Source organism: Comamonas sp. JUb58 (assembly GCF_004364775.1).
In the GTDB taxonomy this organism is placed as follows: domain Bacteria; phylum Pseudomonadota; class Gammaproteobacteria; order Burkholderiales; family Burkholderiaceae_C; genus Comamonas.
Genome location: NZ_SOAL01000021.1, coordinates 1 through 21,212, shown reverse-complemented (window position 1 = coordinate 21,212; position 21,212 = coordinate 1). Strand labels below are relative to the sequence as shown.

Genomic DNA, 21,212 nt, shown 5'->3' with positions numbered 1-21,212 from the left:
GGCATCTTAACGAGAATAAATATCATTAATATTTCTGATGGTGCTAATTTCCGCCGCATTGTGCTCATCAAAAGCGCCCGGTATTTCTATCGTTACGGCTTTCAACTGATGAGCGAGTTCCTCCATGCAGCGCCAAGCCTACTGGGCTTTATTGCCGTTTCTGGCCACCCAAGCGGTGGCCCAGCCTGCCACCGATCCCTCTGCCGATGACAGCGCCTCCTTGCCCGTGGTGACCGTGAGCGCCACCAAGCGCGGCCAAAGCAGCAGGGAGCTGATAGGCGCTGCGGATGTGGCGGTTGCCGAGGAGCTGGCCCCCCGGGGCTTTCGCAAGGTGGACGACCTGGACCGCGTGTTCACCGATGTGAACATCCGCCAGCGCTCCAACCGGGCCTACTCCAACCTGACCATCCGCGGCCAATCCTCGCCGGACTTCTACAACCCGGCCGCGCAGCTGTATGTCGATGGCTTGCCGCAGGACTATGCACTGCTGTCGCAGCTGCTGCCCGGGGATCTGGAACAGGTCGAGATTCTGTATGGCCCGCAGGGCACGCTCTACGGCCGGGGCGCGGTGGGTGGCGTGGTCAACATCGTCACGCGCAAGCCGGACAACCAGCTGCGCGGCAGCCTCAGCAGCAACATCGGCAACCGCGACAAGGGTGCCAGCCTGCTGCTCAATGCGCCTATCGTGCAGGACATGCTCTATGCCGATGTGGCCATCGATTCGCAAAACACCCGGGGCGATCTGCACGAGATGCAGACGGGCGAGCGGCGCGGCAACAGCGATGACCTCAATGGCCGTTTTCGGCTGCGCTATGCGCCTACCGGCGGCCCGCTGGATGTGATGTTCACGGCCGCGCACAGCAAGCGCTCCACCGACGAGGAGTATTTCGCCGTCGACCCCAGCAAGCGCTTGCGCGAGGTGCTGCCCGTGCCCTCGTACTACCGGCTCAGCACCAGCAGCTACGGCCTGCATCTGAACTATGACCTGGGCGGCTACACCTTTAGTGCGCTCACCGGCTACCAGGACCGCGATTTTGACCGCACGGTGTTTGGCAGCTATCCCCCCGAGCTGCAGACCACCTTCAGCCAGGAGCTGCGCCTGGCCACCAAGCCGGGCAAGGACCGTGCGCTGGACTATGTGGTGGGCGCCTACTACCAGGACATCGACTTTCAGCGCAATGTGCCAGCCTATGCACTCAGCTCCCAGCAGAACCTGCGCTCCTATGCGCTCTATGGCGATGCGACCTGGCATGCGACCGACCGGCTGGACCTGACTGCCGGCCTGCGCAGCGAGCGCGAGCAGGCCAAGGTGGACACTCGCCTGCAGGACATGGCACTGCAGCGCAACAAGTCCTTCCAATCGACGTCGCCCAAGCTCGGTGCCAGCCTGCGCCTGACGGAAGATGTCTCGGTCTACGGCCTCTACAGCACGGGCTTCAAGGCCGGGGGCTTCACCCGCGCCGTGACGCCGCAGAACATCGCCTTCTCCTACCAGCCGCAAAAGGCCGACAACTTTGAGCTGGGATTCAAGGCGCTGATGCTGAACAACACGCTGGAGCTGCGCGCCGCCGCCTATCTGATGCGCATCAAGGACTACCAGCTGTCGGTCGGCCCGGTTGAAGGCCAGTACCTGCAGAACGTGGGCGATGCCCGCACACGGGGCGCCAGCATCGATGTGGACTGGAAAGCCAGCAGCCAGCTGCACCTGAAGACGGGCCTGGCCCTCAACAGTTCCAAGCTGCACAACTACCGCGACCCGAGCGGCAGCAGTGGTACCGACCTGAGCGGCAACACCGTCCCCTATGCCCCCAAGGCCACCGCCAACCTGAGCGTGGAATACGGCATCCCGCTGGCCGGGGGCGGCAAGCTCACGCCGCGCATGGGCGTCAGCTATGTGGGCAAGACCTATTTCGACATGGACAACCGCATTGCGCAGCGCGGCTATGCGCTGCTGGATCTGGGCGTGAGCTGGAAGATCAACCCGCAGATGACGGCCGACTTCTTTGTCGACAATGCCACGGACAAGACCTATGCGGTCTATGCCTTTGATGCCGCATCGATGGGCCTGGGCACGGCCTACCAACTGGGCCGTGGCCGAAGCCTGGGAGCGCGCTTGAATGTACGCTTCTGAGTCCTACGGGCGCTTGAGGCCAAGCAGCGTTGGCCCGGGCGGCATGCTGTCGCTGCTGGGCGGTCTGTACGCCACCCAGGGCCTGCTGGGCGGCCTGGTGCATGAGGCCATGCCCGTGCTGCTGCGCGCCCAGGGCGTGGGCCTGGATGTCATTGGTCTCCTGTCCCTGCTGTTTCTGCCCTCGGCCATCAAGTTCCTCTGGGCGCCGGCGATGGACCGTGCGGCGCAAGGCAGCGCGCATCGGCGCCTGCAGTGGGCGCGTGCCTTGCAATGTGCCTTGCTTGCCGGGGTGCTGGCGCTGAGCCTGCTGACGCTGCAGTCGCAATGGGGCGCGGTGATCGTAGTGCTGCTCGGGCTGATGCTGCTGTCGGTCACGCAGGACATCGCCACCGATGGCATGGCCGTGCAAATGCTCGCAGCCGACCAGCGCCGCTGGGGCAACACCATGCAGATTGGCGGCAGCTACAGCGGCTACATCCTGGGTGGCGGCATGCTGGTAGTCGTCGTCAACGCGACGGACTGGCGCAGCGGCATGCTCTATCTCAGCGCGCTGTTGCTGCTGTGTACAGCGCCCACGCTCTGGGCATGCCGGCGCGGTTTGCAAGGCGGAGTCATCGCCGTAGCCAACCATGCCGCGCCCAGCCTGAAAGCCGCCTGGCGCCGTCCCGGCATGCGCTGGGGCATGGCCACCGTCATCGCCTGCCAGGCCTCCACGCGCTGGTTCACCGCCATCATGCTGACCTATCTGCTCGACCGGGGCATGCCGCTGGGCTCGGTGGGTCTGCTGTCGGGCGCGGGCCTTGCGCTGGCGGGTGTGGCGGGTGCAGTGCTGGGCGGCTGGTTGCTCAAGCGCCTGGGCCGGCGGCCCTTGTTGCAGGTCTGCCTGGGCCTGTACCTCGCCATACAGCTGGGCTATGTGGCCATAGAGGCATCGGGCCTGCGCTCCAGCACCGTGCTGGCTGCCATCTTTCTGCTGTTCTGCACGACGATGGCCCTGGGCTTTGTCGTGCTCTACACCGCCATGATGGACTGGTGCTCACCCCAGCAGCCGGGCACCGATTTCTCCTTGCTCCAGTGCACCGATGCGCTCTGCGCCATCGTGTTTGGCCTCAGCGCTGGTGCCTTTACCCACCACCTGGGCTACGGCTGGTCATTCGCGGTCTGCGCCGTGCTGGCCTTGCTGGGCTTGGTGCTTGCGCCGCGCTGGTACGTGCGTACTTCCCAGGTTTCAGGAAACTCTTTATGACATGCGATCTTCAACGCTGGCCCCTGGTCCGCAGCGTCTATGACCAGGCGATGGACCTGCAACACTACAGCAGCCAGCTCGATAACTGGGCCCTCTGGCTGGCGCGCAAGGAGCCCTTTGCGCTGCTGCGCATCTACCGCAGCGCCGCCGCCCTGCAGCACCCCGAAGGCAGCGCCCCGCTTGCCAAGGCCTGGCTGCAGAACACCGTGCCCCGCCTGAAAGGCGCGGTGATGGCAATGGCCACCGTGGTGCCCGCCTCCGAGTACGAAACGCTCAAGCAATTCCCCGCTGGCAAGCTGCTGGGCATCAACGCCGAGTTGTTTGTGGAGGAGGCTGAGGCGATGGACTGGCTCACCGCGCAAATGGCTGCCTATGCAGCGCAGCACTAGGCCCATCCAGCGGCACCGCGGTAACCAGGCTCGTCCCGGCCATGCCGGGGCATGGTCATGGCTCCGCGCGTCGCAGCGGCAGAACGAGCTGCTCCTTGACCCGCTCGATGTGCAAATGGCTGCTGCCATGGGCAAAGCCTTGGATCAGCAAGGCGCTGCGCTTGGCATCCAGCCAACGCACAGCTATATCCACCAATACTTCCTCGCCGTCCACCGTGACCAGAGACGATTCGGCCGGCAAATCCACCCACGCCACCAGCTCGGCGATGGGGCGTTGCTGCCAGCGGTTGAGTGCGGCAACCAATGCTGTGTAGCCGATGGCGCGGTAAGTGCGTTGGTTCATGGGGCTTGTGTCGGTGGGTTGGTGGGGCACCACTTGGAGCGGCATGTAACCGGCGCATTCTCGCTGCTTAACCAGGCGATGCCAAGCCGACCGATCGCCTGACCCCTTACGGTGGGATGCAGCAGCGGATCGTGTTGGTGATCCGCTGTTGCTCTGGGTCTTAAGCCGCTCAGACCTGGGCCAAGCCCCCATCGACAAACAGCTCGGTACCGGCGATGAACTTTGCCTGTGGTGAAGACAGAAAGAGCACCGCGTCTGCAATCTCATCGACTTCACCGACGCGACCGATCGGCACCTGGCTGGCCATATAGTCCAGCAGGCCTTGCTGCTGCGCGGCATCGTTGCCGGCCAGTTCGACCAGGCCAGGGGTGCGGATGGGACCGGGGCTGACGACATTGACGCGGATGCCGCGCTCCTTCAGGTCCAGCGTCCAGCTGCGGGCAAGATTGCGCACGGCGGCCTTGGAGGCGCTGTAGATACTGAAGGCGGCGGTGCCGGAGGACCCAACGACCGAGCCGGTCAGCACGACGGAGGCGCCATCGCGCAGCAGCGGCAAGGCCTTTTGCACGGTAAACACGAGGCCCTTCACATTGGTGCCAAAGGTGGCGTCGAAATGCTCCTCGGTGATGGCGCCCAGGGGCAGCATCGAGCCGCCGCCGGCATTGGCGTAGAGCACATCGATTTGTGGGTGGCTTTGTTGCACGGCGTCGTAGAGGCGGTCGATGTCGGCCAGCTTGGACATGTCGGCACGCACACCGGTAGCGCGGGGGCCAATCGCCTTGACGGCCTTGTCCAGCTCTTCCTGGCGGCGGCCGGTGACAAACACATAGGCGCCTTCGCTGGCAAATTTCTTGGCGGTGGCCAGGCCAATACCGCTGGTACCACCGGTGACTACGACGACCTTGTTGTCAAACTTGCGTTCCATTTTTCCTACTCCTTGGGTTGTGCGCCGAACCATTCGTCGCAGTGATGTAATGATGCAGGTGGAACAAAGTTTTGAGTAGACGGTCAAAATGGATATCATTGTTCCAATATTGAGACAAAAACCGGGAGCGAAGCCCATGCGCGATATCAACGACTACGCACTGTTTGCCGAGGTGGTGTTGCACAGTGGCTTTGCTGCAGCGGGCCGTGCGCTGGGCATGCCCAAGTCCACCTTGAGCCGGCGCATTGCGGCGCTGGAGTCGCGGCTGGGTGTGCGCTTGATCGAGCGCTCCACCCGGCGCTTTCGGGTGACCGAGGTCGGCCAGGCCTTTTACGAGCGCTGCCGCACCATCGTGCTCGATGTGCAGCAGGCCGATGCCGTGGTGTCCGATGCGCTCGGCGAGCCCCATGGCGTCGTACGTTGCAGCTGCCCCTTGGGGCTGATGGAAATCCTCTCGCCCACCTTGACCGATTTTTTGCAGACCTACCCCAAGGCGCAGCTGCAGATGGTGGCCGCCGATCGGCCGGTCAATCTGATCGATGAGCGCATTGATGTGGCCATCCGCGTGCGCACCAGCTTGACGACCGATGCCGCCCTGGTGATGCGCACCCTGGGCCATTCAAGCCGCATTCTGGTGGCTGCGCCCAGCCTGGCCAAGCAGTGCAAAAAGGGTGATCTGCAGCTGCTGGGCGAGCTGCCCACTTTGGCCAGCACCGAGCAGACCGGCACCATCACTTGGGAGTTCTGGGATGGCGATGGCCAGCCCAGTGCCATCAGCCACACGCCCCGCATGACCTGCGCCGATTTTGGGGCGCTGCGCTCAGCGGCCCTGGCTGGCCTGGGCATTGCGCTCTTGCCCGAGCACTTTTGCAGCAAGGAGCTGGAGCTTGGCAGCCTCGTCCATGTGTTTCCGCAATGGCGCACGGAGACCGGCATTGTGCATATCGTGTTCACCACCAGGCGGGGCTTGCCGCCGGTGGTGCGGGCGTTTATCGAGCATTTGGCCGGGCGCTTCAAAGGCGAGCTGGCCAATACCGCAACGGCGAGCTAGCGGCGCTGCTGCAGCCAAGCCCATCAGCGTTGTTCTGTAGGCAGCGCAAACTCCCCCAGCCGCGCACGCAGATGCTCGGACAAATGCTCGACCAAGGTCGACACCCGCGCCGTCCCATGCTGCTTGCTGGGATAGACCAGGGACAGCGGGCGCGGCGCAGGCTCCAGGCCCGGCAGGATGCGGACCAGCTCGCCGCGCGCAATCGCATCGAGCACCTGGTAGTGCAAAAAGCGGCCAAAGCCTTGGCCAGCGATGCAACCGGCGATATTGCCGCCGACGGTGTTGCAGCGCATGCGGCCCTGCACCTTGACCCGCTCCAGCCGGCCCTTGCTAACAAACTCCCAGAGGTTGGCATCGCCCACACCGCCGAACTCTATGCAGGGCAGGGCGGCCAGGTCTTGCGGCTGCTGGGGCATACCGCAGGCGGCGACCAGGGCGGGGCTGGCTGCAATTACCTGGTGGATGTTCACAACATGGCGCGCCACCAGGCTTGAATCGGGCAGCGGCGCAATGCGCACGGCCAGGTCCAGGCCTTCTTCGACCAGATTGACCACGCGGTCCAGCAGCAGGAGCTGTACCTCCACCTGCGGATAGCGCTGCAGGTAGCTGGCCACCAGCGGGGCTACATGCAGCTCTCCAAATTTGACCGAGGCCGTCAGGCTGATGCTGCCCGAGGGCTCGGCCTGCGCCCGGCTCATCGCCTGCTCCGAATCGGCAACCGCGGCGCGAATGGCCAGCGCATGCACGCGGTAGGCCCGGCCCTCGTCGGTGATGGCCAGGCGCCGGGTGTTGCGGTTGAACAGGCGCACGCCCAGGTGCTTCTCCAGCGCAGCCAGGGTGCGCACCACGCTGGGCAGGGAAAGCTCCAGCGCCTCGGCCGCGCGGGTCAGGCTGCCCAAATCGGCAATGGCAAGAAAGACATCAATGGCGTGGAGGCGGTCCATGGTGGGAGTGATTACTGCAAAAAGTGGAAGAATCAAATCAATTCTCTAGCATTTATCACGTTTGAGTAAATAGATAAATTTACTTCCGTGGCGGCAACCTTCGTTTTCTTTCACAACGCCGCCATAAGGATCCTCTGCAAGAACTCCCTGCTTTGGTCTGAACGCGGGCTCGGGCGATCCGCTGCGTTGTCTTTCTTGTCAATAGCTCGCTATTGACTGCAAAAGACGCCTTGCGGCTCATCCCGATCAGCGTCCATACCACTGGGCGAGGGTTCTGCAGACGATCCATAAAGGACTATTTATGAAAACCGTCATCGTTGTTTTTTCCGATCCCCAATCCGGCACGCAAGAAGCGCTGGGCCGCGTCGTGAACGCGCTGTTCCTGGCCTATGAGCTCAAGGAAAAGAACCGGGACTTCGACCTGGTGTTCCAAGGCACGGGCGTGCGCTGGCCTGCCGAGCTGGTCAAGCCAGAACACCCCGGCCATGCGCTGTACGAAGCCGTGCTGGACCACATCGTTGCCTGCGGCGGCTGCGCCGACGTGTTTGGTGCTGGCGCAGGCCTGGCCCCTACCGGCATCGAACTGGTGCGCGACAAGACCATCCCTGGTACCACCGGCGTGCTGGATCTGTCGCGCCACCTGGATGCTGGCCACACCCTGGTCACGTTCTAAGCCAGCTCGCTGACACCCGCTGCGAGCCTGCACCTGAGAAGGAACCGATATGGACGAAACCATCTTTCACCCTGGCGAACGCCTGGTGCAGGAGCGCACGGGCGAGCGCGGCACCGCGCTCATCAACAGCCGCAGCATCAGCCCCGGCATTCCGGCGGCCGCACGCAACTTTGTGGGCCAGCAGCGCTGGTGCATAGTGGGCGCGGTCGATGCGGCAGGCGCCATGTGGGCTTGCCTGCTGGGTGGCGAGCCCAGCTTTGTGCAGGCCAGCGATGACCTGCGCAGCCTGCAGGTGACCAGCAGCGATCCACAGGGCGTGCTGGCCCGCATGGCCCCGATAGCAGATCTGCAGCCCGGGCAATCCATTGCCGTGCTGTTGATCGAGCTGCAGACCCGCAGGCGCCTGCGTATCAATGGCCATGTAAGCCAGGTAACAGCACAGGCATCCGCGCAGGCGCTGGAGGTGGCGGTGGGCCAGGCCTTTCCGGTCTGCCCCCGCTATATCCAGAAGCGCGAGCTGTTGCCGCTGGAGGAAGACCCCATCTCCGACAACAGCACCGACACGGATGCCACTTCGGGCACGCTGCTGGACGAGGCCACATCCGCCTGGATTGCTGGCGCCGACACCTTGTTCATCGCCAGCCTGGGCCCCAGCGAGGACGCCGATGTATCGCACCGGGGTGGCCGGTCTGGCTTTGTGCAACAACAGGGCCAGGTGCTGCGCATCCCTGATTTCAACGGCAACAGCATGTTCAACACCTTGGGCAATCTGGAGCTGGAGTCGCGCTGTGGCCTGGTCTTTCCGGACTTTGAAGGCGCGCGCCAGTTGCAGCTGACCGGCCATGCGCGCGCCCATTTTGGTGTCGAGGCCGACATCGACCAGACAGGAGGAACCGGGCGCTGGATCGAGTTCCGGGTGGACAGCTGGCGCAGCACGCCGCTGAACCTGCCCCAGCGCTGGCGCCTGCTGGAAGCCTCGCCCTACAACCCTTGAGACTGTTATGGAACCCCTGACAAGCCTGGACCTGGTGGTTGCTGAAAAGCAAGCCATCGCCACTGACATCGTGCGCCTGGTGTTGCGCCACCCCGAAGGCCAGATGCTGCCCGGCGCAGAACCCGGCGCCCACATCGCCCTGGATCTGGACGGTTGCGTGCGGCGCTACTCCTTGCTGCACACCGGCCCGGCACTGGACCACTACAGCGTCGCCGTGCTGCGCACCGCGCAGAGCCAGGGCGGATCGCATTTCGTCCACGACCAGCTGGCCGTGGGGGACCAACTGCGCGTGCTGGAGCTGGCCAATGAATTTGCGCTGCAGCCCGATGCGCCGCATGCGCTCCTGATCGGCGGTGGCATCGGCATCACCCCCCTGCTGAGCATGGTCGAGCACCTGCAGCAACAAGAGCAAAGCTTTGCCTTGCACCAGATCGTGCACGACGCCACCCGGCAGTGGCCACTGGCACCCGGCTTGCCGGCCCAGACCCACATCGGCCGCAGCAGCCTGGACCTGCCCGGCTTGCTGGCCGCGCAAGTGCCCGGCAGCCAGGTCTATGTCTGCGGTCCTGCCGGTTTGGTGGGCGCCGTGCGCGCCGCTGCCGAGCAACTGGGCTGGGCAAAAGAGCGCATCCACAGCGAGAGCTTCGGGGCCGCTGCCAATGCCAGCGACAGCCCATTGCGGGTCACCTTGGTGCAGTCGGGCCTGAGCATTGATGTGGAGCCCGGCCAATCCCTGCTGGATGCCTTGCTGGCTGCAGGCGCCTGGACGGGTTACGAGTGCCGGCGCGGCGTTTGCGGTGCCTGTCTGACCGAGGTGGTCAGCGGCACCCCCATCCACCGCGACAGCATCGCACCTGCATTGCGCGGCAATGCGATGTGTACCTGTGTGTCCTGGGCGGAAGGGCCGGATTTGGCGTTGAATCTCTAGCCCTCGGCAAAACTTGCCCTGGTCTGAATGCGCGCTCGGGAGATCCGCGTTCTTTCCATGGGGCAAGGATTTTGCAGCGTATCCCTGGTGCAGCATGCGCAGTCGGGCGCAATACTCTCTGCGCGCTTACTGGCTAGATAAATGCAGGCTACCCCAAGTAATGGGGCGCTGATCCCGAGCGGAAAATCGCCGGTGCCGTTGTGCCAGCTGTCACTTTGCCTACGGGTTTTATAAGTCACTCATCTATACTGATTTGATAATCAAATAGGAGAGAGAGTGCGCCTTCCCATCCGTATCCAAACCTTACGCATGGCCGTGCTTGCAGCAGGCCTTGCTTTTTCACATGTCTCCAGCTGGGCTGCGCGAGATTTCACGCCGCAAGCGGGTACCTGGATCATTAGTGAAGAGCTCGATGGCAAACCAGGGCGTGGCCTTGCCATTGATGTGCAGGGCAATACCTTTTTCATGCAGGTCTTTGGCTATGAGAAAAATGGCGATGCCACTTTCTATATGGCCACTGGCCAAATGGATGGCAATACCATCACCGCCCCGCTGAACCGCTACAGCGGTGGGCGCAGTTTTGGCAGCGCCGCAAGGGATGCCGTGGAAGATGGATCGCCCGGCAATGTCACCGTCAGCTTTGCCAACGGCCTGCAAGGCACGGTGCAGTTTCCTGGCGAAGAGGAGGTCGCCATACAGCGCTTTCATATGCAAAGTGCTGAATTTGAAGACCGCTATTGGGCCCAGAGACGGTCCCGCAGATTCATTGTTTCGGCGGTAGATGCCGATCGCCAGATGGCGTTTATTGCGAATATGTCTTTGAGTGCTTCTGCCACCCCGGGTCGTGGAATGCTGATGACCTTGCGCGACATACCCGGTGATTTGCGGCAGCGAATGGATTGCGAGCGGCTGGAAGGTCGGGATGTCTATACCTGCAAACCCGTCGACGGTGGAATTCCCACGGAGCAGGCAAATATACAGTCGCTGCGTCTGCATATTGCGGGTATCGATGTCTACGGCACGGTTGATATTCTGAGCAATGGTGTCAGTCAACAACTGCCGCTTCAGGGCATCACGGTGGCTGGTGGAGGAGAGGTGTCCATCACTGGCTGTGGCTCCTTTATCGACGCATATGTTGGCTATCCGCGCAACTGCCACCCGGTGACCAGCCCTAGCAGTGGAACCTGGGTGGTAGAGGACGAGCTGCTCGGTAAACCGGGGCGGGGTTTTGCCATCGATGTGCAAAACGGCATGGTGCTGGCCCAGGTATTCAATTACCGGCCTGATGGTGCACCGACCTTCCATATGGGAAGCGGTCTGTACCAAGGCATCAATGCCAGTTTTCCGCTCAACCGATACGCTGGCGGCCGCGCTTTGGGCGGACCGGCAGCGAGCGGACATCTGGTGGATTCCGCAGGTGATCTGTCGATTCGCTTTTCTGAGAATGCGGTACGACAAGGCTACGATGACAACCGTTTGGTGGGCATTGCCTCCATCCCCGGTGAGGAGCCCAAGCGCATTGTGCGCATGTCGCTGGAGCCGGATGCTGCCAGCTTGCAAGGCCTGCTGGGCCAGTGGTGGATGGGCTTCTACGGTCAAAGCCTCCCGGTCTTCAAGCTCGTGACACTGACGACCTTGGAGGGTGACTACCTGACCAGCGAAGACGGACAGGTCGTGTGCAACCGTATCGACGCCGAGTTCCCGTCGGTGAGGTGCCTGTGGACTCGCGATGGCGTGCTGATGACGGGCTATCTGAGTAACGAACCCAACAATCGCTTTGGTGGGCAACTCCAAGTCAAGGATCGCCACGGCCATGGAATGGGCTTGGGGAATGTTCCCTTGGATTGACACAAGTCAGCGCTGGCTTTTGGCAAGCGCTGGCCTCTGCTTTGCCGTTTTAAAACGCAAGGTAGCGCCTAGCAGTTCAGATCATTGAAGCGCTTGCGCGCCTGGTACAGATCGACCTCCGCCTGGGCCAGGTCGTTGGCTGCTGCTGCTTGCACAGCTGTTTTGAGCCCGGGCAGGCGGTTGTCCAGCCTTGCGCACTCCAGCTTGTCAGCCGGGCTGTGCTTGAAGCGGCGCTGGTGCACCCGGTACTCATCGGCGTTCATCCCTGTCAGGGGCTGGATGGCTTCTGCCAGGGCGGTGTTGTACTCGTCGCGCCGCACATCTTTGCCCTTGCGGCTCTTGCCTGTCATCTTGTCCATGCCCTGGGTAGGAGTGGCGTCGATTTCCTTGGCACCTACACAGGGCGCATCGGAGTAGCTCACGCGCCCGGCGGTCTCGCAGCGGTAGACCGGCTTTTGCGCAAAGGCCGGTGCGGCGCAGCAGACCAGGGCCAGCAGCAGCAGCGAACGCGCGGATTGACCGCGGCTTGCATGGCGAGGGGTGGAGGGCAAGCGCATCGGCAGATCCTCAGCCATCCATCACACCGCCGCCGCAAGCGTGCCCCGGCAACCCGGGAAGGTCGAGCAGCCCCAGAAGGACTTGCCGGCATTGGCACCTTGGCGTGCGGTGCGCAGCTCCATTGCGGCGCTGCAGCGCGGGCAGGCGGGTTGGGCCGGGGCAGGGCTGGTTGCGACAGGAGCGGTGGCCGAGGTAGTCGCAACAGTGGTGCGCGCTGGCGCTGCAGCCGGGGTACTGCTGGCTTGCGTAACCTTGGGCCCATTTACTAGCGATTGCCGCGCGCGCTGCACCATCGCAAACAGCTGGTGGCCATCGACCAGGGTGATATTGCGACCCCGTGCAAATTCCTGGGCATCGTTGCTGAACCGGCCAGAGGTCACCACAAAGCCGCCTGTTGCGCCCCTGGCGGCCATGACGCCATAGAGTTCGCGCACGGTGGCAACGCCCACGCGCTGGGCCTTCCACTGCTTGCACTGCACGAGGAATTTCTCGCTGCCCTTGAGCAGCACCAGGTCCACGCCGCCATCGGGCCCGTTGCCGCCCAGCTCGATGATGCGAAAGCCCTGCAGCCGGTAGGCCTCGCCCACCAGCAGCTCAAACTCGCGCCAGCTGATGCCGTCAAGCGCTGCGGCGTCTTGTGCCTGTGCCACCGTGCTGACCAGGGCCTTGCGCTGCTTTCTGCGCCAGGCCGACATAGCGGCGGCTATCAAACACATCAAGGGCAGCAGGTATTGGCCGATGGAAGCCAGTCCAAAGATGAAGCCCTTCTGAATCACGGCTGCCATCATATCGCCGGGGCGGCCCACCAGGTCTGCCGTTGGCGGCACTACCGCCAGACGGTGCAGGAACACGTAGCTGGCCCCAGCCAGTGCCACGCAGATCCACCAGGGGAGCAGCGCCAGCAGATCCAGCATGTCTTCGAACCCGCTGCTTTTCTTGCGTCTTGCCATGGTGTCCCCCTGTCCTGGTTTGCTGATGGATGCCTGTCTTTGTGCGGCTGGCTGACGGCGGTGCAGCGCTTCTTTAAACGCCACGCACAGACCATCAGGTGCCTTGTATTACAAAATGTATCTTTGTGATCTTACGCTTGGCTGACGCCTTGGCGGGGCCTGTCACCTTCGTGGAGTCGTTGATGGATCCAGCGGTCCAACCCCCAAGGCCCACAGCCTTGAACGATGAGCAGCATGGCCATCAAGATATAGCCGCTCTCGGGCAGGTACAGCAGCCAGCTGTACCAGGTCAGCAGGTTGAGGTTGGGGGGAATATGGTGCAAGCCCACGGTGAAGAGGGCGACGGTGCTGATGCACAGGAGCACCAAGGCGCTGAGCCGGGTCAGCAGGCCGATGGCGAGCAAAAGGCCGAAGACCGTTTCACAGGCGGCCACGAACACGGCCATGAAATGCGGGAACGGAATGCCCGCCTCGGTGATGGTCTCCAGCATGATGGCCTGGTTCGCCGGCACAAATACCTTGTTGAAGCCGGAGGCAAAGAAGAACAGACCAAAGGCAATGCGGATAAGGGCCAGGGGCGTAAAGAAGCCGCCGCCTGGCGACGACAGCAGCGCTGAATAGCGGGACATGCAGGACTTTCTGAACAAAGGTCTGGCTTGGGGGCCTGGCGTTCATCAAAGTTCCTAATGTGACTATCAATAATTGTTTTTTGTTTGCGGGATGCTATGCATCGCCGTGGCGTTGTGGGGGCAGCCAGAGAGCGGCAAACGGGTGCGCAAACTTTTTTCAACTATTTTTCAATCCAGGTGATCACTTTTTGGATCTCGTTCGGTGTACAGGGCAATGGCGCTACGCAGTGCCGCTTTTTTTTCCAGATCACCAGGACGACGAACCATGACTCTCTCTTCCCAACGCCGCAGCCGGCACCGTGAACGCTTTGCGCTGGCTTTGCTGCATGGCGCCATCCGCGCCACCCTCGTCGGGGGCAGTGCCGCAGGCCTGGCGCTGGCAGCGCCGTTTGCCATGGCGGCCGAGCCGGCAGCCGGCGCCAAGAGCTATGCGATTGCAGCGGGCCCGCTGTCCGATGTGCTGGCGCAGTACGCGGCCACCGCTGGGGTGCAGCTGGTGTTTGAGCAGTCCACCCTGGCGGGACTGCGCAGCAGCGGCCTGCAAGGCAGCTATGGCGAGGCGGAGGGCTTTGCCCAGCTGCTGCGCGGTAGTGGCTTTGAGGTGGTCAAGCAAGGCGGGGCCACCTATGTGCTGCGCAAGCTGCCAGCGGCCAACCCTGCGGCAGCGGCCAGCACGGCGGCATCGGACATGACCCTGAACACGGTCACCGTGACGGCGGCGGCCCACCGCAGCGGCACCACCGAAGGCACGGGCAGCTATGCGGCAACCCAGTCCAGCACCAGTTCCAAACTGAACCTGAGCCAGCGCGAAACCCCGCAGACCTTGACGGTGATTACCCGCGAGCAGATGGACGATGCCGGCATGACCTCGGTCGATGACGCGCTGCGCGCAGTGAGCGGCGTGTTTGCGGTCGACGGCGGCAGCATTGGCAGCAACTACTACAGCCGGGGCTTCAGCATGCAGGCCCAGGTCGATGGCATGGCCACGCCTTCGGGCATCGACAGCGGCAACCGCTCGCCCAAGTTTGACAGCGCCTTTGTCGACCGGGTCGAGGTACTGCAAGGCGCGGCCGGTTTGCTGGCGGGCGCAGGCAGCCCGGGCGGCACGGTCAACATGGTGCTCAAGCGCCCGACCGACACCTTCCAGGCGCAGGGCGAAGTACAGCTGGGTTCCTGGAAAGAGCGGCGCCTGGTCGGCGATGTGTCCGGCCCGCTGATCGACTCGGGCGTGATCCGGGGCCGCCTGGTGGCCGTGTCGGATAACAGCGAGTCCTTTACCGACTATGTCTATCGCGACCGTTATGCGGGCTACGGCATTGTCGAGGCCGACCTGGGCCCCACGACCACCTTGAGCGCCAGCGTGCAGCTGCAAAAGGACACCAGCCGCGGCCATTTTGGGGTGCCGCTGGCGGCCGATGGCAGCGATGCCGGCCTGTCGCGCTCGTCCTTCTGGGGCGATGCCGACCACCGCTCGGTGCGCGACTACAACATCTACACCGTGGGCCTGAGCCAGCAGCTGGCCGGCGCCTGGAGCCTGAAGGCCAACTACGCCTGGCAGAAGACCAACAACGACATCGAGAACTTCAGCAGCCTCTCGGGCAGCCTGAACCCTGTTACTGGTGATGGCCTCTTCATCGGCAGCCGCCAGCGCAACTACACCTCGGTGATGCACGCCAATGTGGTCGATGTCTATGCCACCGGCCCCTTTGATTTTCTGGGCCGCCGCCATGAGCTGACCCTGGGCATCAACGGCACCAGCTACCGCGATGAGAACGCCGGCACCGGCTACTCGTCCACCACGCCGATCAATGTCTACACCTTTGACCCCGAAGGCCTGGGCCCCGTCCCCGATGGCCTGCGCGCATCGACCAGCAAGACCAAGACCAGCAATATGGGCGCCTATGGCGTCGCGCGCTGGAGCCTGACCGACTCGCTCAAGCTGATCACCGGCACCCGCATCAGCAACTACGAGCGCAAGAACACCTTGACCGGCGTTGTTGCGCCCAAAGAAAAGGGCGTAGTCACGCCCTATGCCGGGCTGGTCTATGACATCAATTCCCAGTACTCGGCCTACTTCAGCTACTCGGACATCTTCAACCCGCAGACCAACCGCAGCCAGGATGGCAATGTGCTCGATCCGGTGGTGGGTGCCAACTACGAAGTGGGTATCAAGGGCGAGCTGCTGAACAAGCGCCTCAATGTGTCGGCCGCGCTGTTCCGCCTGGCGCAGTCCAACCTGGCCGTGCTTGATTCCTCGGTGCCCAACAACCCCAGCAATGCCTGCGGTGGTGCCTGCTATACCGCAGCGGGCAAGGTCGTCAGCCAGGGTATTGACCTGGGCGTGAACGGCCAGGTGAGCCGCGAGCTGAACCTGGCAGCGGGCTATACCTATACCAGTGCCGAGTATGTGGCCGGCCCGCAAAAGGACCAGCGCTTCCGCACCGAGCAGCCTCGCCACAGCATGCGCGTGGCCGCTAACTACCAGCTGCCGGGCACCCAGTGGTCGCTGGGCGGCAATGTATCTGCCACCAGCAAGGCCTATAAAAACGGCGGCTCGGGCGCCAATGCCTGGACCATCGAGCAAGGCGCGCTGGTGCTGGTGGGCCTGAACGCCAAGTACCGCATCACCCCCAAGACCCAGCTGAACCTGGTCGTCAGCAACCTCACGGACCGCAGCTACCGCCACCTGTATGGCCGCGAGTACGCGCCGTTTGGCGAGCCGCGCAAGTTCAGTGCTAACCTGCGCCATGATTTCTAAGCCACCCATGCGCTTGTCCACCCTCTACCCAAGCGCCTGCGCGGCGCTGCTGGCCGGCTTGCTGGCCACGGCGCCGCAAGCCTGGGCGCAAACCGCCCAGCAGGGCACTGCAGCCGATGCAGCCACGCCCAGCACTGCAGCCACCCCGGCCAGCCCCTATGTGATGCCCGCCACCCAGGTCTGGGACATGCCATCGGACAACGGCGAGGTCTACCGCATCTTTGTCTCCGCGCCCGACAAGGGCGAGCCACCCAAGGGCGGCTACCCAGTGCTTTATGTGCTCGATGGCAATGCCTACTTTGGCTCCTTCGCGCAGGCGCGCTGGGTGCAGGACTACCTGCCCGTGGGCAAGGCCATCATCGTGGGCGTGGGCTACCCGGGCGACAAGGCCTGGGATGTGCGCCGCATGGCCGACTACACGGCGCAGCTGCGCGAGCCGCTGTCGCCCGAGGTGCGCCCTTTTGCCAAGTACAAGAGCGGCGCACGCGCGCCGTTTCTGGACTTTCTGACCGGCAAGCTGCGCAACGAAATCGCCCAGCGCTACCCCGTCAACCTGGAGCGCCAGTCGCTGTTCGGCCATTCCTTTGGCGGGCTGTTTGCGCTCTATGCGCTGTACGAGCGTCCCCAGGCCTTTGAGGCGATTGTGGCGGCCAGCCCCTCGATGGAGTGGAACGGCCAGAGCATTCTGGACGAGGAGCGCGTGTTCCGCGACAAGGTGCAGGCCGGCAAGCTGGGTGCCACCAGCCGCCTGATGGTGGTCGTGGGCGACCGCGATGCCGATGGCGATCCCGAATCGGCCCGCATGCTGGCCGAGCGCCTGGAAGCCCTGTCAGGCTGGGGCCTGCGCGTGCGGCTGCAGCGCTACCCCAATGAGGTGCATGCCAGCGTGCCGGCGCAGGCGGCCAATGACACGATGCGCTTTGCGTTTACGCTGCGTTAGCCAGAAGCTCCCATTTTTAGCCGCCTTCAGCGTTTCCTAGTGGTGCTGAAGGCGGCTTTGTTTTGGCTTAGCGCACCATGCAAGGGCGCTTGTTGTCAAAGCGCCAGTTGGGCACCAGGTACTGCATGGCGATCGCATCATCGCGGGCGCCCAGGCCGTGTTGCAGGTAGAGCTGGTGGGCGCGTTCGACGGCATCCATGTCCAGCTCAATGCCCAGGCCGCCCTTTTGCGGCAGCTCGATGTAGCCGCCCTTGATCTGCAGCGGGTTTCTGGTGAGGCCCTGGCCGTCCTGCCAGATCCAGTGCGTATCGATGGCGGTGACCTTGCCGGGCGCGGCGGCGCCCACATGGGTGAACATGGCCAGCGAGACATCGAAATGGTTGTTCGAATGCGAGCCCCAGGTCAGGCCAAAGGCCTGGCAGAGCTGGGCCACGCGGACCGAGCCAGACAAGGTCCAGAAGTGCGGGTCGGCAAGCGGAATATCGACCGATTGCAGCGACAGCGAATGCGCCATCTGGCGCCAGTCGGTGGCGACCATGTTGGTGGCCGTTGGCAGACCGGTCGCACGGCGGAACTCGGCCATCACCTCCCGGCCGGAGAAGCCTTCTTCGGCACCGCAGGGGTCTTCGGCATAGGCCAGGATGCCGTGCAGATCGCGGGTGATGCGCACCGCATCCTTGAGCAACCAGCCGCCATTGGGGTCCAGGGTGATGCGGGCCTTGGGAAAGCGCTCGTGCAGCGCGCGGATGGCTTCGACCTCGTCCTCACCGCGCAGCACGCCGCCCTTGAGCTTGAAGTCTTCAAAGCCATAGCGCGCATAGGCGGCTTCGGCCATGCGCACGATGGCCTGCGGGTCCATGGCTTTTTCATGGCGCAGGCGCTTCCAGTCATCGGCCTCGTCGGGAAAGCTCTGGTAGGGCAGGTCGGTCAATGCGCGGTCGCCCACGTAGAAGAGGTAGCCCAGCATCTGCACCGAGGTGCGCTGCACCCCTTCGCCCAACAGTGCCGCCACCGGCACGCCCAGGTGCTGGCCCAGCAAATCCAGCAGGGCCGATTCGGCAGCGGTCACCGCATGGATGGTGGTGCGCAGGTCAAAGGTCTGCAGGCCACGGCCGGCGCTGTCGCGGCCGGCAAAGTTGCTGCGCATCGCGTTGAGCACGGCGTTGTAGTTGCCCACCGGCTGGCCCAGGATCAGCGCGCGCGCATCTTCGAGGGTGTTGCGAATGCTCTCGCCACCGGGCACCTCGCCCACGCCCGTGCGGCCTTCGCTGTCGGTCAGGATCAGCAGGTTGCGGGTGAAGAACGGCGCGTGGGCGCCGCTCAGATTGAGCAGCATGCTGTCATGCCCGGCCACGGGCACCACGCGGTAGCCGGTGATGCGGGGGGTGGAACTGGGGGAGGTGCTGGGGGTGGCTTGCATGGTGGGCAAAGGTTGAATGTTGGGGGTGTGCAGCGGGCGCCTTGGCTGGCCCGCTGCGGGGTTAGTTTTCTGTTTATTGTGCGGTGATGTTGCCCGTGGTGATGACCTGCTTCCAACGCGCAAACTCCTTGCGCTGAAACTCGGTAAAGACCTCGGGGCTGTTGCCGACCACTTCCAGGCCCATGTCGGTGAACTGCTTGCTGACGGCGGGGTCATGCAGGGCTTTGGCGATACCGTCATAGAGCTTGGCCTTGACATCGGCCGGCAGGTTCTTGGGGGCAGCAAAGGCTTGCCAGGCATAGACGTCCATGCCGTCAATGCCGGCTTCGGCCATCGTGGGCACATCGGGCAGCACGGCAGAGCGCTTGTCGCCGGTGACCGCAATGGCCTTGAGCTTGCCCGACTTGATATGCGGAAACACGCTGTTCACGTTCTGGAAGGACATGGCGACCTGGCTGCCGAGCAGATCGGCAGTGGCTGGTGCGCCGCCTTTGTAGGGCACATGCAGGCCCTTGGTGCCCGTTTTCTGCCAGAACAGTTCGGCGGTCAGGTGATCGGACGAGCCCGCGCCCGAGGTCGCAAAACTGACCGAATCGGGCTTGGCCTTGAGCATGGCGATGACATCCTGCACGTTGTTGACCTTGGGCGCCAGACTGGGGTTGACCACCAGCACATTGGCCGTTTGTACTGCCACCGTGATGTAGCTAAAGTCGCGGGTCGGGTCATAGGACAGGCCCTTGATCAAATGGGGTGCCACCACCAGCGGCGCGAGGGACGACACCAGCAAGGTGTAGCCATCCGCCGGGGCGCGGGCCACCTGGGCGGCGCCAATGCTGCCAGTGGCTCCGGCCTTGTTTTCCACCACCACGGTCTGGCCCCACTGCTGACCCAGGTTGTTGCCAATGGCGCGGGCCACCGTGTCGGTCGCGCCGCCTGCGGGGAAGGGCACGATGATCGTGATCGGCTTGTCCGGCCAGGCCCAGGCGCTAGGGCTGGCGGCCAAGGCCGCAGCGCTGGCGCAGACGAGGGCCGCTATCTTTTTCCATCCTTGTTTTGGGGTGGTGCTCATGTTTGTCTCCTGCTTCTAAGGCGTTGCTGAAATCTGGCTGAGCGATGGATCGCTTCGTATAGTTAACGTTAACATTGGAATTTGTCGTATTGTTAACGTTAACTTTTTCTGAGAAATCAGTAATTACCCGATGTTATAAGTGGGCAGGAGAGGGAGTTTTGCGGGTGCGGCGGCTTAGCCGCTGCTGCGCTGGGTGATGGAAAAGCCGATATCGACACGCTGCGCATCGACGGGCTGGTCCAGGGTGCGGGCCACAATCATGTCGGCCGCAAGTTGCCCAATGCGGGTGCCATCCAGCCGCACAGTGGTGAGGGGCGGAGCGGTGTCCTTGGCAAACTCCTGGTCGCCCAGACCCACAACGGCCAACTGTTGCGGCACCTGCAGGCCCTGGTGTTGCGCCTCAATCAAGGCGCCCAAGGCAAGGGTGTCCGAGCTGCAGAAAACAGCAGTCACCTCGGGGCGCTGGGCCAGGATCTCGGCCAGCCCGCGCCGGCCGCCACCCAAGGTGCTGGGGGCTGGGGTATAGGCCACGGTTACCTCGGGCAGGCCGGCCGCTTGCGCTGCTTGTGCATAGGCCGCCACACGCACCCGGGCACGCGCATCGTCACCGCTGACCATGCCCAGCTGCCGGTGCCCTTTGCCAATGAAATGCGCCGCCACCGCTTGGCCAATGGCGCTGTGCGAAAAGCCCACCAGCATGTCGATGGCCGAATCGGTCAGGTCCCAGGTCTCCACCACCGGAATGCGCGAGGCCTGCAACAGCGCCCGGCCTTCTTCGGATGCCGCCATGCCGATCATCACAATGCCATCAGGCCGGCGCTGGATGATGGCGCGGATCAGGTCAGCCTCCTGCGCGGCGTCATAGCCGGTGCGGCCAAACATCAGCTGGTAGCCGTGCTGGTTGAGCGCATGGTCCAGCGACTGGATCAGCTCCTGGAACACGGGCCCCACCAAGGTCGGCAGCAAGGCCGCCACCAGCCGCGCCCGCGACAGCCGCAACCCGCTGGCCAGCGCATTGGGCACATAGCGCATGCTGGCGATGGCATCGCGCACACGCTGCAAGGTCTCCGGGTTGAGCCGCTCAGGGTGGTTGATCGCCCGCGACACCGTCATCGCAGACACGCCCGCAGCGCGGGCTACATCTTGGATTTTGGACGGTCGGTTGCTGTCTTGCACGGGCTGGTGGGGATGGTGGCTGAAAGTGCCGCTATCGTAGTCCATGCCAGCTGCTGCGGGGCGGTGCAGCGGGATTTGGCTGGTATTTGGACGAAGTTGGAGTGGTGGTAGTCGTCCCGTGCCAATAGCCATCACTCCGAGGTTTAGAGCCGCTTGTATGCTTCAGGTGTCGGGGTGAGGGACTAGAGCCGCTATCGGCTGTTAGCGCAGACCGACCGTGTTAGACCCATCCCACCCCAC

At 63.5% G+C, this 21,212-nt stretch carries 19 protein-coding genes; 10 read left to right on the top strand and 9 right to left on the bottom strand.

Annotated elements, in window-relative coordinates:
• Positions 1-124 precede the first annotated feature (124 nt).
• Genes EDF71_RS20145 through EDF71_RS20135 form a run of 3 tightly spaced genes read left to right on the top strand, consistent with a single transcriptional unit; the run spans position 125 to position 3,766 of the window.
• Positions 125-2,131: a TonB-dependent receptor gene (locus EDF71_RS20145; RefSeq protein ID WP_133858332.1), complete on the top strand. Its 2,007-nt coding sequence runs from the start codon at positions 125-127 to the stop codon at positions 2,129-2,131.
• The gene (locus tag EDF71_RS20140) at positions 2,118-3,377 is read left to right on the top strand and encodes an MFS transporter (protein ID WP_133858331.1); all 1,260 of its coding nucleotides are present in this window, start codon (positions 2,118-2,120) and stop codon (positions 3,375-3,377) included. Before EDF71_RS20145 ends, EDF71_RS20140 begins: the two co-directional genes overlap by 14 nt.
• Positions 3,374-3,766: a hypothetical protein gene (locus tag EDF71_RS20135; protein WP_133858330.1), complete on the top strand. Its 393-nt coding sequence runs from the start codon at positions 3,374-3,376 to the stop codon at positions 3,764-3,766. The genes EDF71_RS20140 and EDF71_RS20135 overlap by 4 nt, the downstream gene beginning before the upstream one ends.
• 55 nt (positions 3,767-3,821) lie before the next feature.
• Here EDF71_RS20135 and EDF71_RS20130 read toward each other — a convergent pair whose 3' ends face one another.
• Positions 3,822-4,109 (bottom strand): hypothetical protein, encoded by a 288-nt coding sequence (locus EDF71_RS20130; protein ID WP_133858329.1) that lies wholly within the window; start codon positions 4,107-4,109, stop codon positions 3,822-3,824.
• 169 nt (positions 4,110-4,278) lie between these two features.
• A complete protein-coding gene (locus EDF71_RS20125; RefSeq protein WP_133858328.1) occupies positions 4,279-5,034 on the bottom strand; it encodes an SDR family oxidoreductase in 756 nt (251 codons plus the stop codon).
• A 136-nt stretch (positions 5,035-5,170) separates the two neighbouring features.
• On the opposite strand from EDF71_RS20125, the gene EDF71_RS20120 reads away from it, so the two are divergent.
• Positions 5,171-6,085 (top strand): LysR family transcriptional regulator, encoded by a 915-nt coding sequence (locus tag EDF71_RS20120; RefSeq protein WP_133858327.1) that lies wholly within the window; start codon positions 5,171-5,173, stop codon positions 6,083-6,085.
• 23 nt (positions 6,086-6,108) lie between these two features.
• Here the strand turns inward: EDF71_RS20120 and EDF71_RS20115 are convergent, their stop codons facing one another.
• Positions 6,109-7,029, bottom strand: coding sequence for a LysR family transcriptional regulator (locus EDF71_RS20115; RefSeq protein ID WP_133858326.1), 921 nt, complete (start codon positions 7,027-7,029; stop codon positions 6,109-6,111).
• A 301-nt stretch (positions 7,030-7,330) separates the two neighbouring features.
• Here EDF71_RS20115 and EDF71_RS20110 point away from each other — a divergent pair, with 301 nt between their 5' ends.
• From EDF71_RS20110 to EDF71_RS20095, 4 genes are all read left to right on the top strand, one after another.
• Entirely contained in the window at positions 7,331-7,702 is a 372-nt protein-coding gene (locus tag EDF71_RS20110; protein WP_116924303.1) for a DsrE family protein, read from the top strand.
• A 49-nt stretch (positions 7,703-7,751) separates the two neighbouring features.
• Positions 7,752-8,696: a pyridoxamine 5'-phosphate oxidase family protein gene (locus EDF71_RS20105; RefSeq protein WP_133858325.1), complete on the top strand. Its 945-nt coding sequence runs from the start codon at positions 7,752-7,754 to the stop codon at positions 8,694-8,696.
• Between the two features lie 7 nt (positions 8,697-8,703).
• Complete coding sequence (locus tag EDF71_RS20100) at positions 8,704-9,624, top strand: PDR/VanB family oxidoreductase (RefSeq protein WP_133858324.1); 921 nt, start codon at positions 8,704-8,706, stop codon at positions 9,622-9,624.
• 276 nt (positions 9,625-9,900) lie between these two features.
• Entirely contained in the window at positions 9,901-11,472 is a 1,572-nt protein-coding gene (locus EDF71_RS20095; protein ID WP_133858323.1) for a hypothetical protein, read from the top strand.
• A 68-nt stretch (positions 11,473-11,540) separates the two neighbouring features.
• Here EDF71_RS20095 and EDF71_RS20090 read toward each other — a convergent pair whose 3' ends face one another.
• The 3 genes from EDF71_RS20090 to EDF71_RS20080 form a co-directional block, all read right to left on the bottom strand.
• Positions 11,541-12,029, bottom strand: coding sequence for a DUF4124 domain-containing protein (locus EDF71_RS20090; protein WP_166656595.1), 489 nt, complete (start codon positions 12,027-12,029; stop codon positions 11,541-11,543).
• 21 nt (positions 12,030-12,050) lie between these two features.
• Entirely contained in the window at positions 12,051-12,980 is a 930-nt protein-coding gene (locus tag EDF71_RS20085) for a restriction endonuclease (RefSeq protein WP_133858321.1), read from the bottom strand.
• A 131-nt stretch (positions 12,981-13,111) separates the two neighbouring features.
• On the bottom strand, positions 13,112-13,609 hold the full coding sequence (locus EDF71_RS20080; protein ID WP_133858320.1) for a DoxX family protein: 498 nt from the start codon (positions 13,607-13,609) through the stop codon (positions 13,112-13,114).
• Positions 13,610-13,874: 265 nt separating this feature from the next.
• Between EDF71_RS20080 and EDF71_RS20075 the strand changes: the two genes are divergently transcribed.
• Both EDF71_RS20075 and EDF71_RS20070 read left to right on the top strand, forming a co-directional pair.
• A complete protein-coding gene (locus tag EDF71_RS20075) occupies positions 13,875-16,367 on the top strand; it encodes a TonB-dependent receptor (RefSeq protein WP_166656594.1) in 2,493 nt (830 codons plus the stop codon).
• A 7-nt stretch (positions 16,368-16,374) separates the two neighbouring features.
• Positions 16,375-17,307: an alpha/beta hydrolase-fold protein gene (locus EDF71_RS20070; RefSeq protein ID WP_166656593.1), complete on the top strand. Its 933-nt coding sequence runs from the start codon at positions 16,375-16,377 to the stop codon at positions 17,305-17,307.
• A gap of 67 nt (positions 17,308-17,374) precedes the next feature.
• Here the strand turns inward: EDF71_RS20070 and gudD are convergent, their stop codons facing one another.
• The 3 genes from gudD to EDF71_RS20055 form a co-directional block, all read right to left on the bottom strand.
• Positions 17,375-18,727 carry a glucarate dehydratase gene (gudD, locus tag EDF71_RS20065; protein WP_133858317.1) on the bottom strand — a complete coding sequence of 451 codons (1,353 nt, stop codon included), beginning with the start codon at positions 18,725-18,727 and terminating at the stop codon, positions 17,375-17,377.
• Between the two features lie 73 nt (positions 18,728-18,800).
• Positions 18,801-19,796: a tripartite tricarboxylate transporter substrate binding protein gene (locus EDF71_RS20060; RefSeq protein WP_133858316.1), complete on the bottom strand. Its 996-nt coding sequence runs from the start codon at positions 19,794-19,796 to the stop codon at positions 18,801-18,803.
• Between the two features lie 174 nt (positions 19,797-19,970).
• Entirely contained in the window at positions 19,971-21,017 is a 1,047-nt protein-coding gene (locus EDF71_RS20055) for a LacI family DNA-binding transcriptional regulator (RefSeq protein WP_133858315.1), read from the bottom strand.
• Between the last annotated feature and the right edge of the window lie 195 nt (positions 21,018-21,212).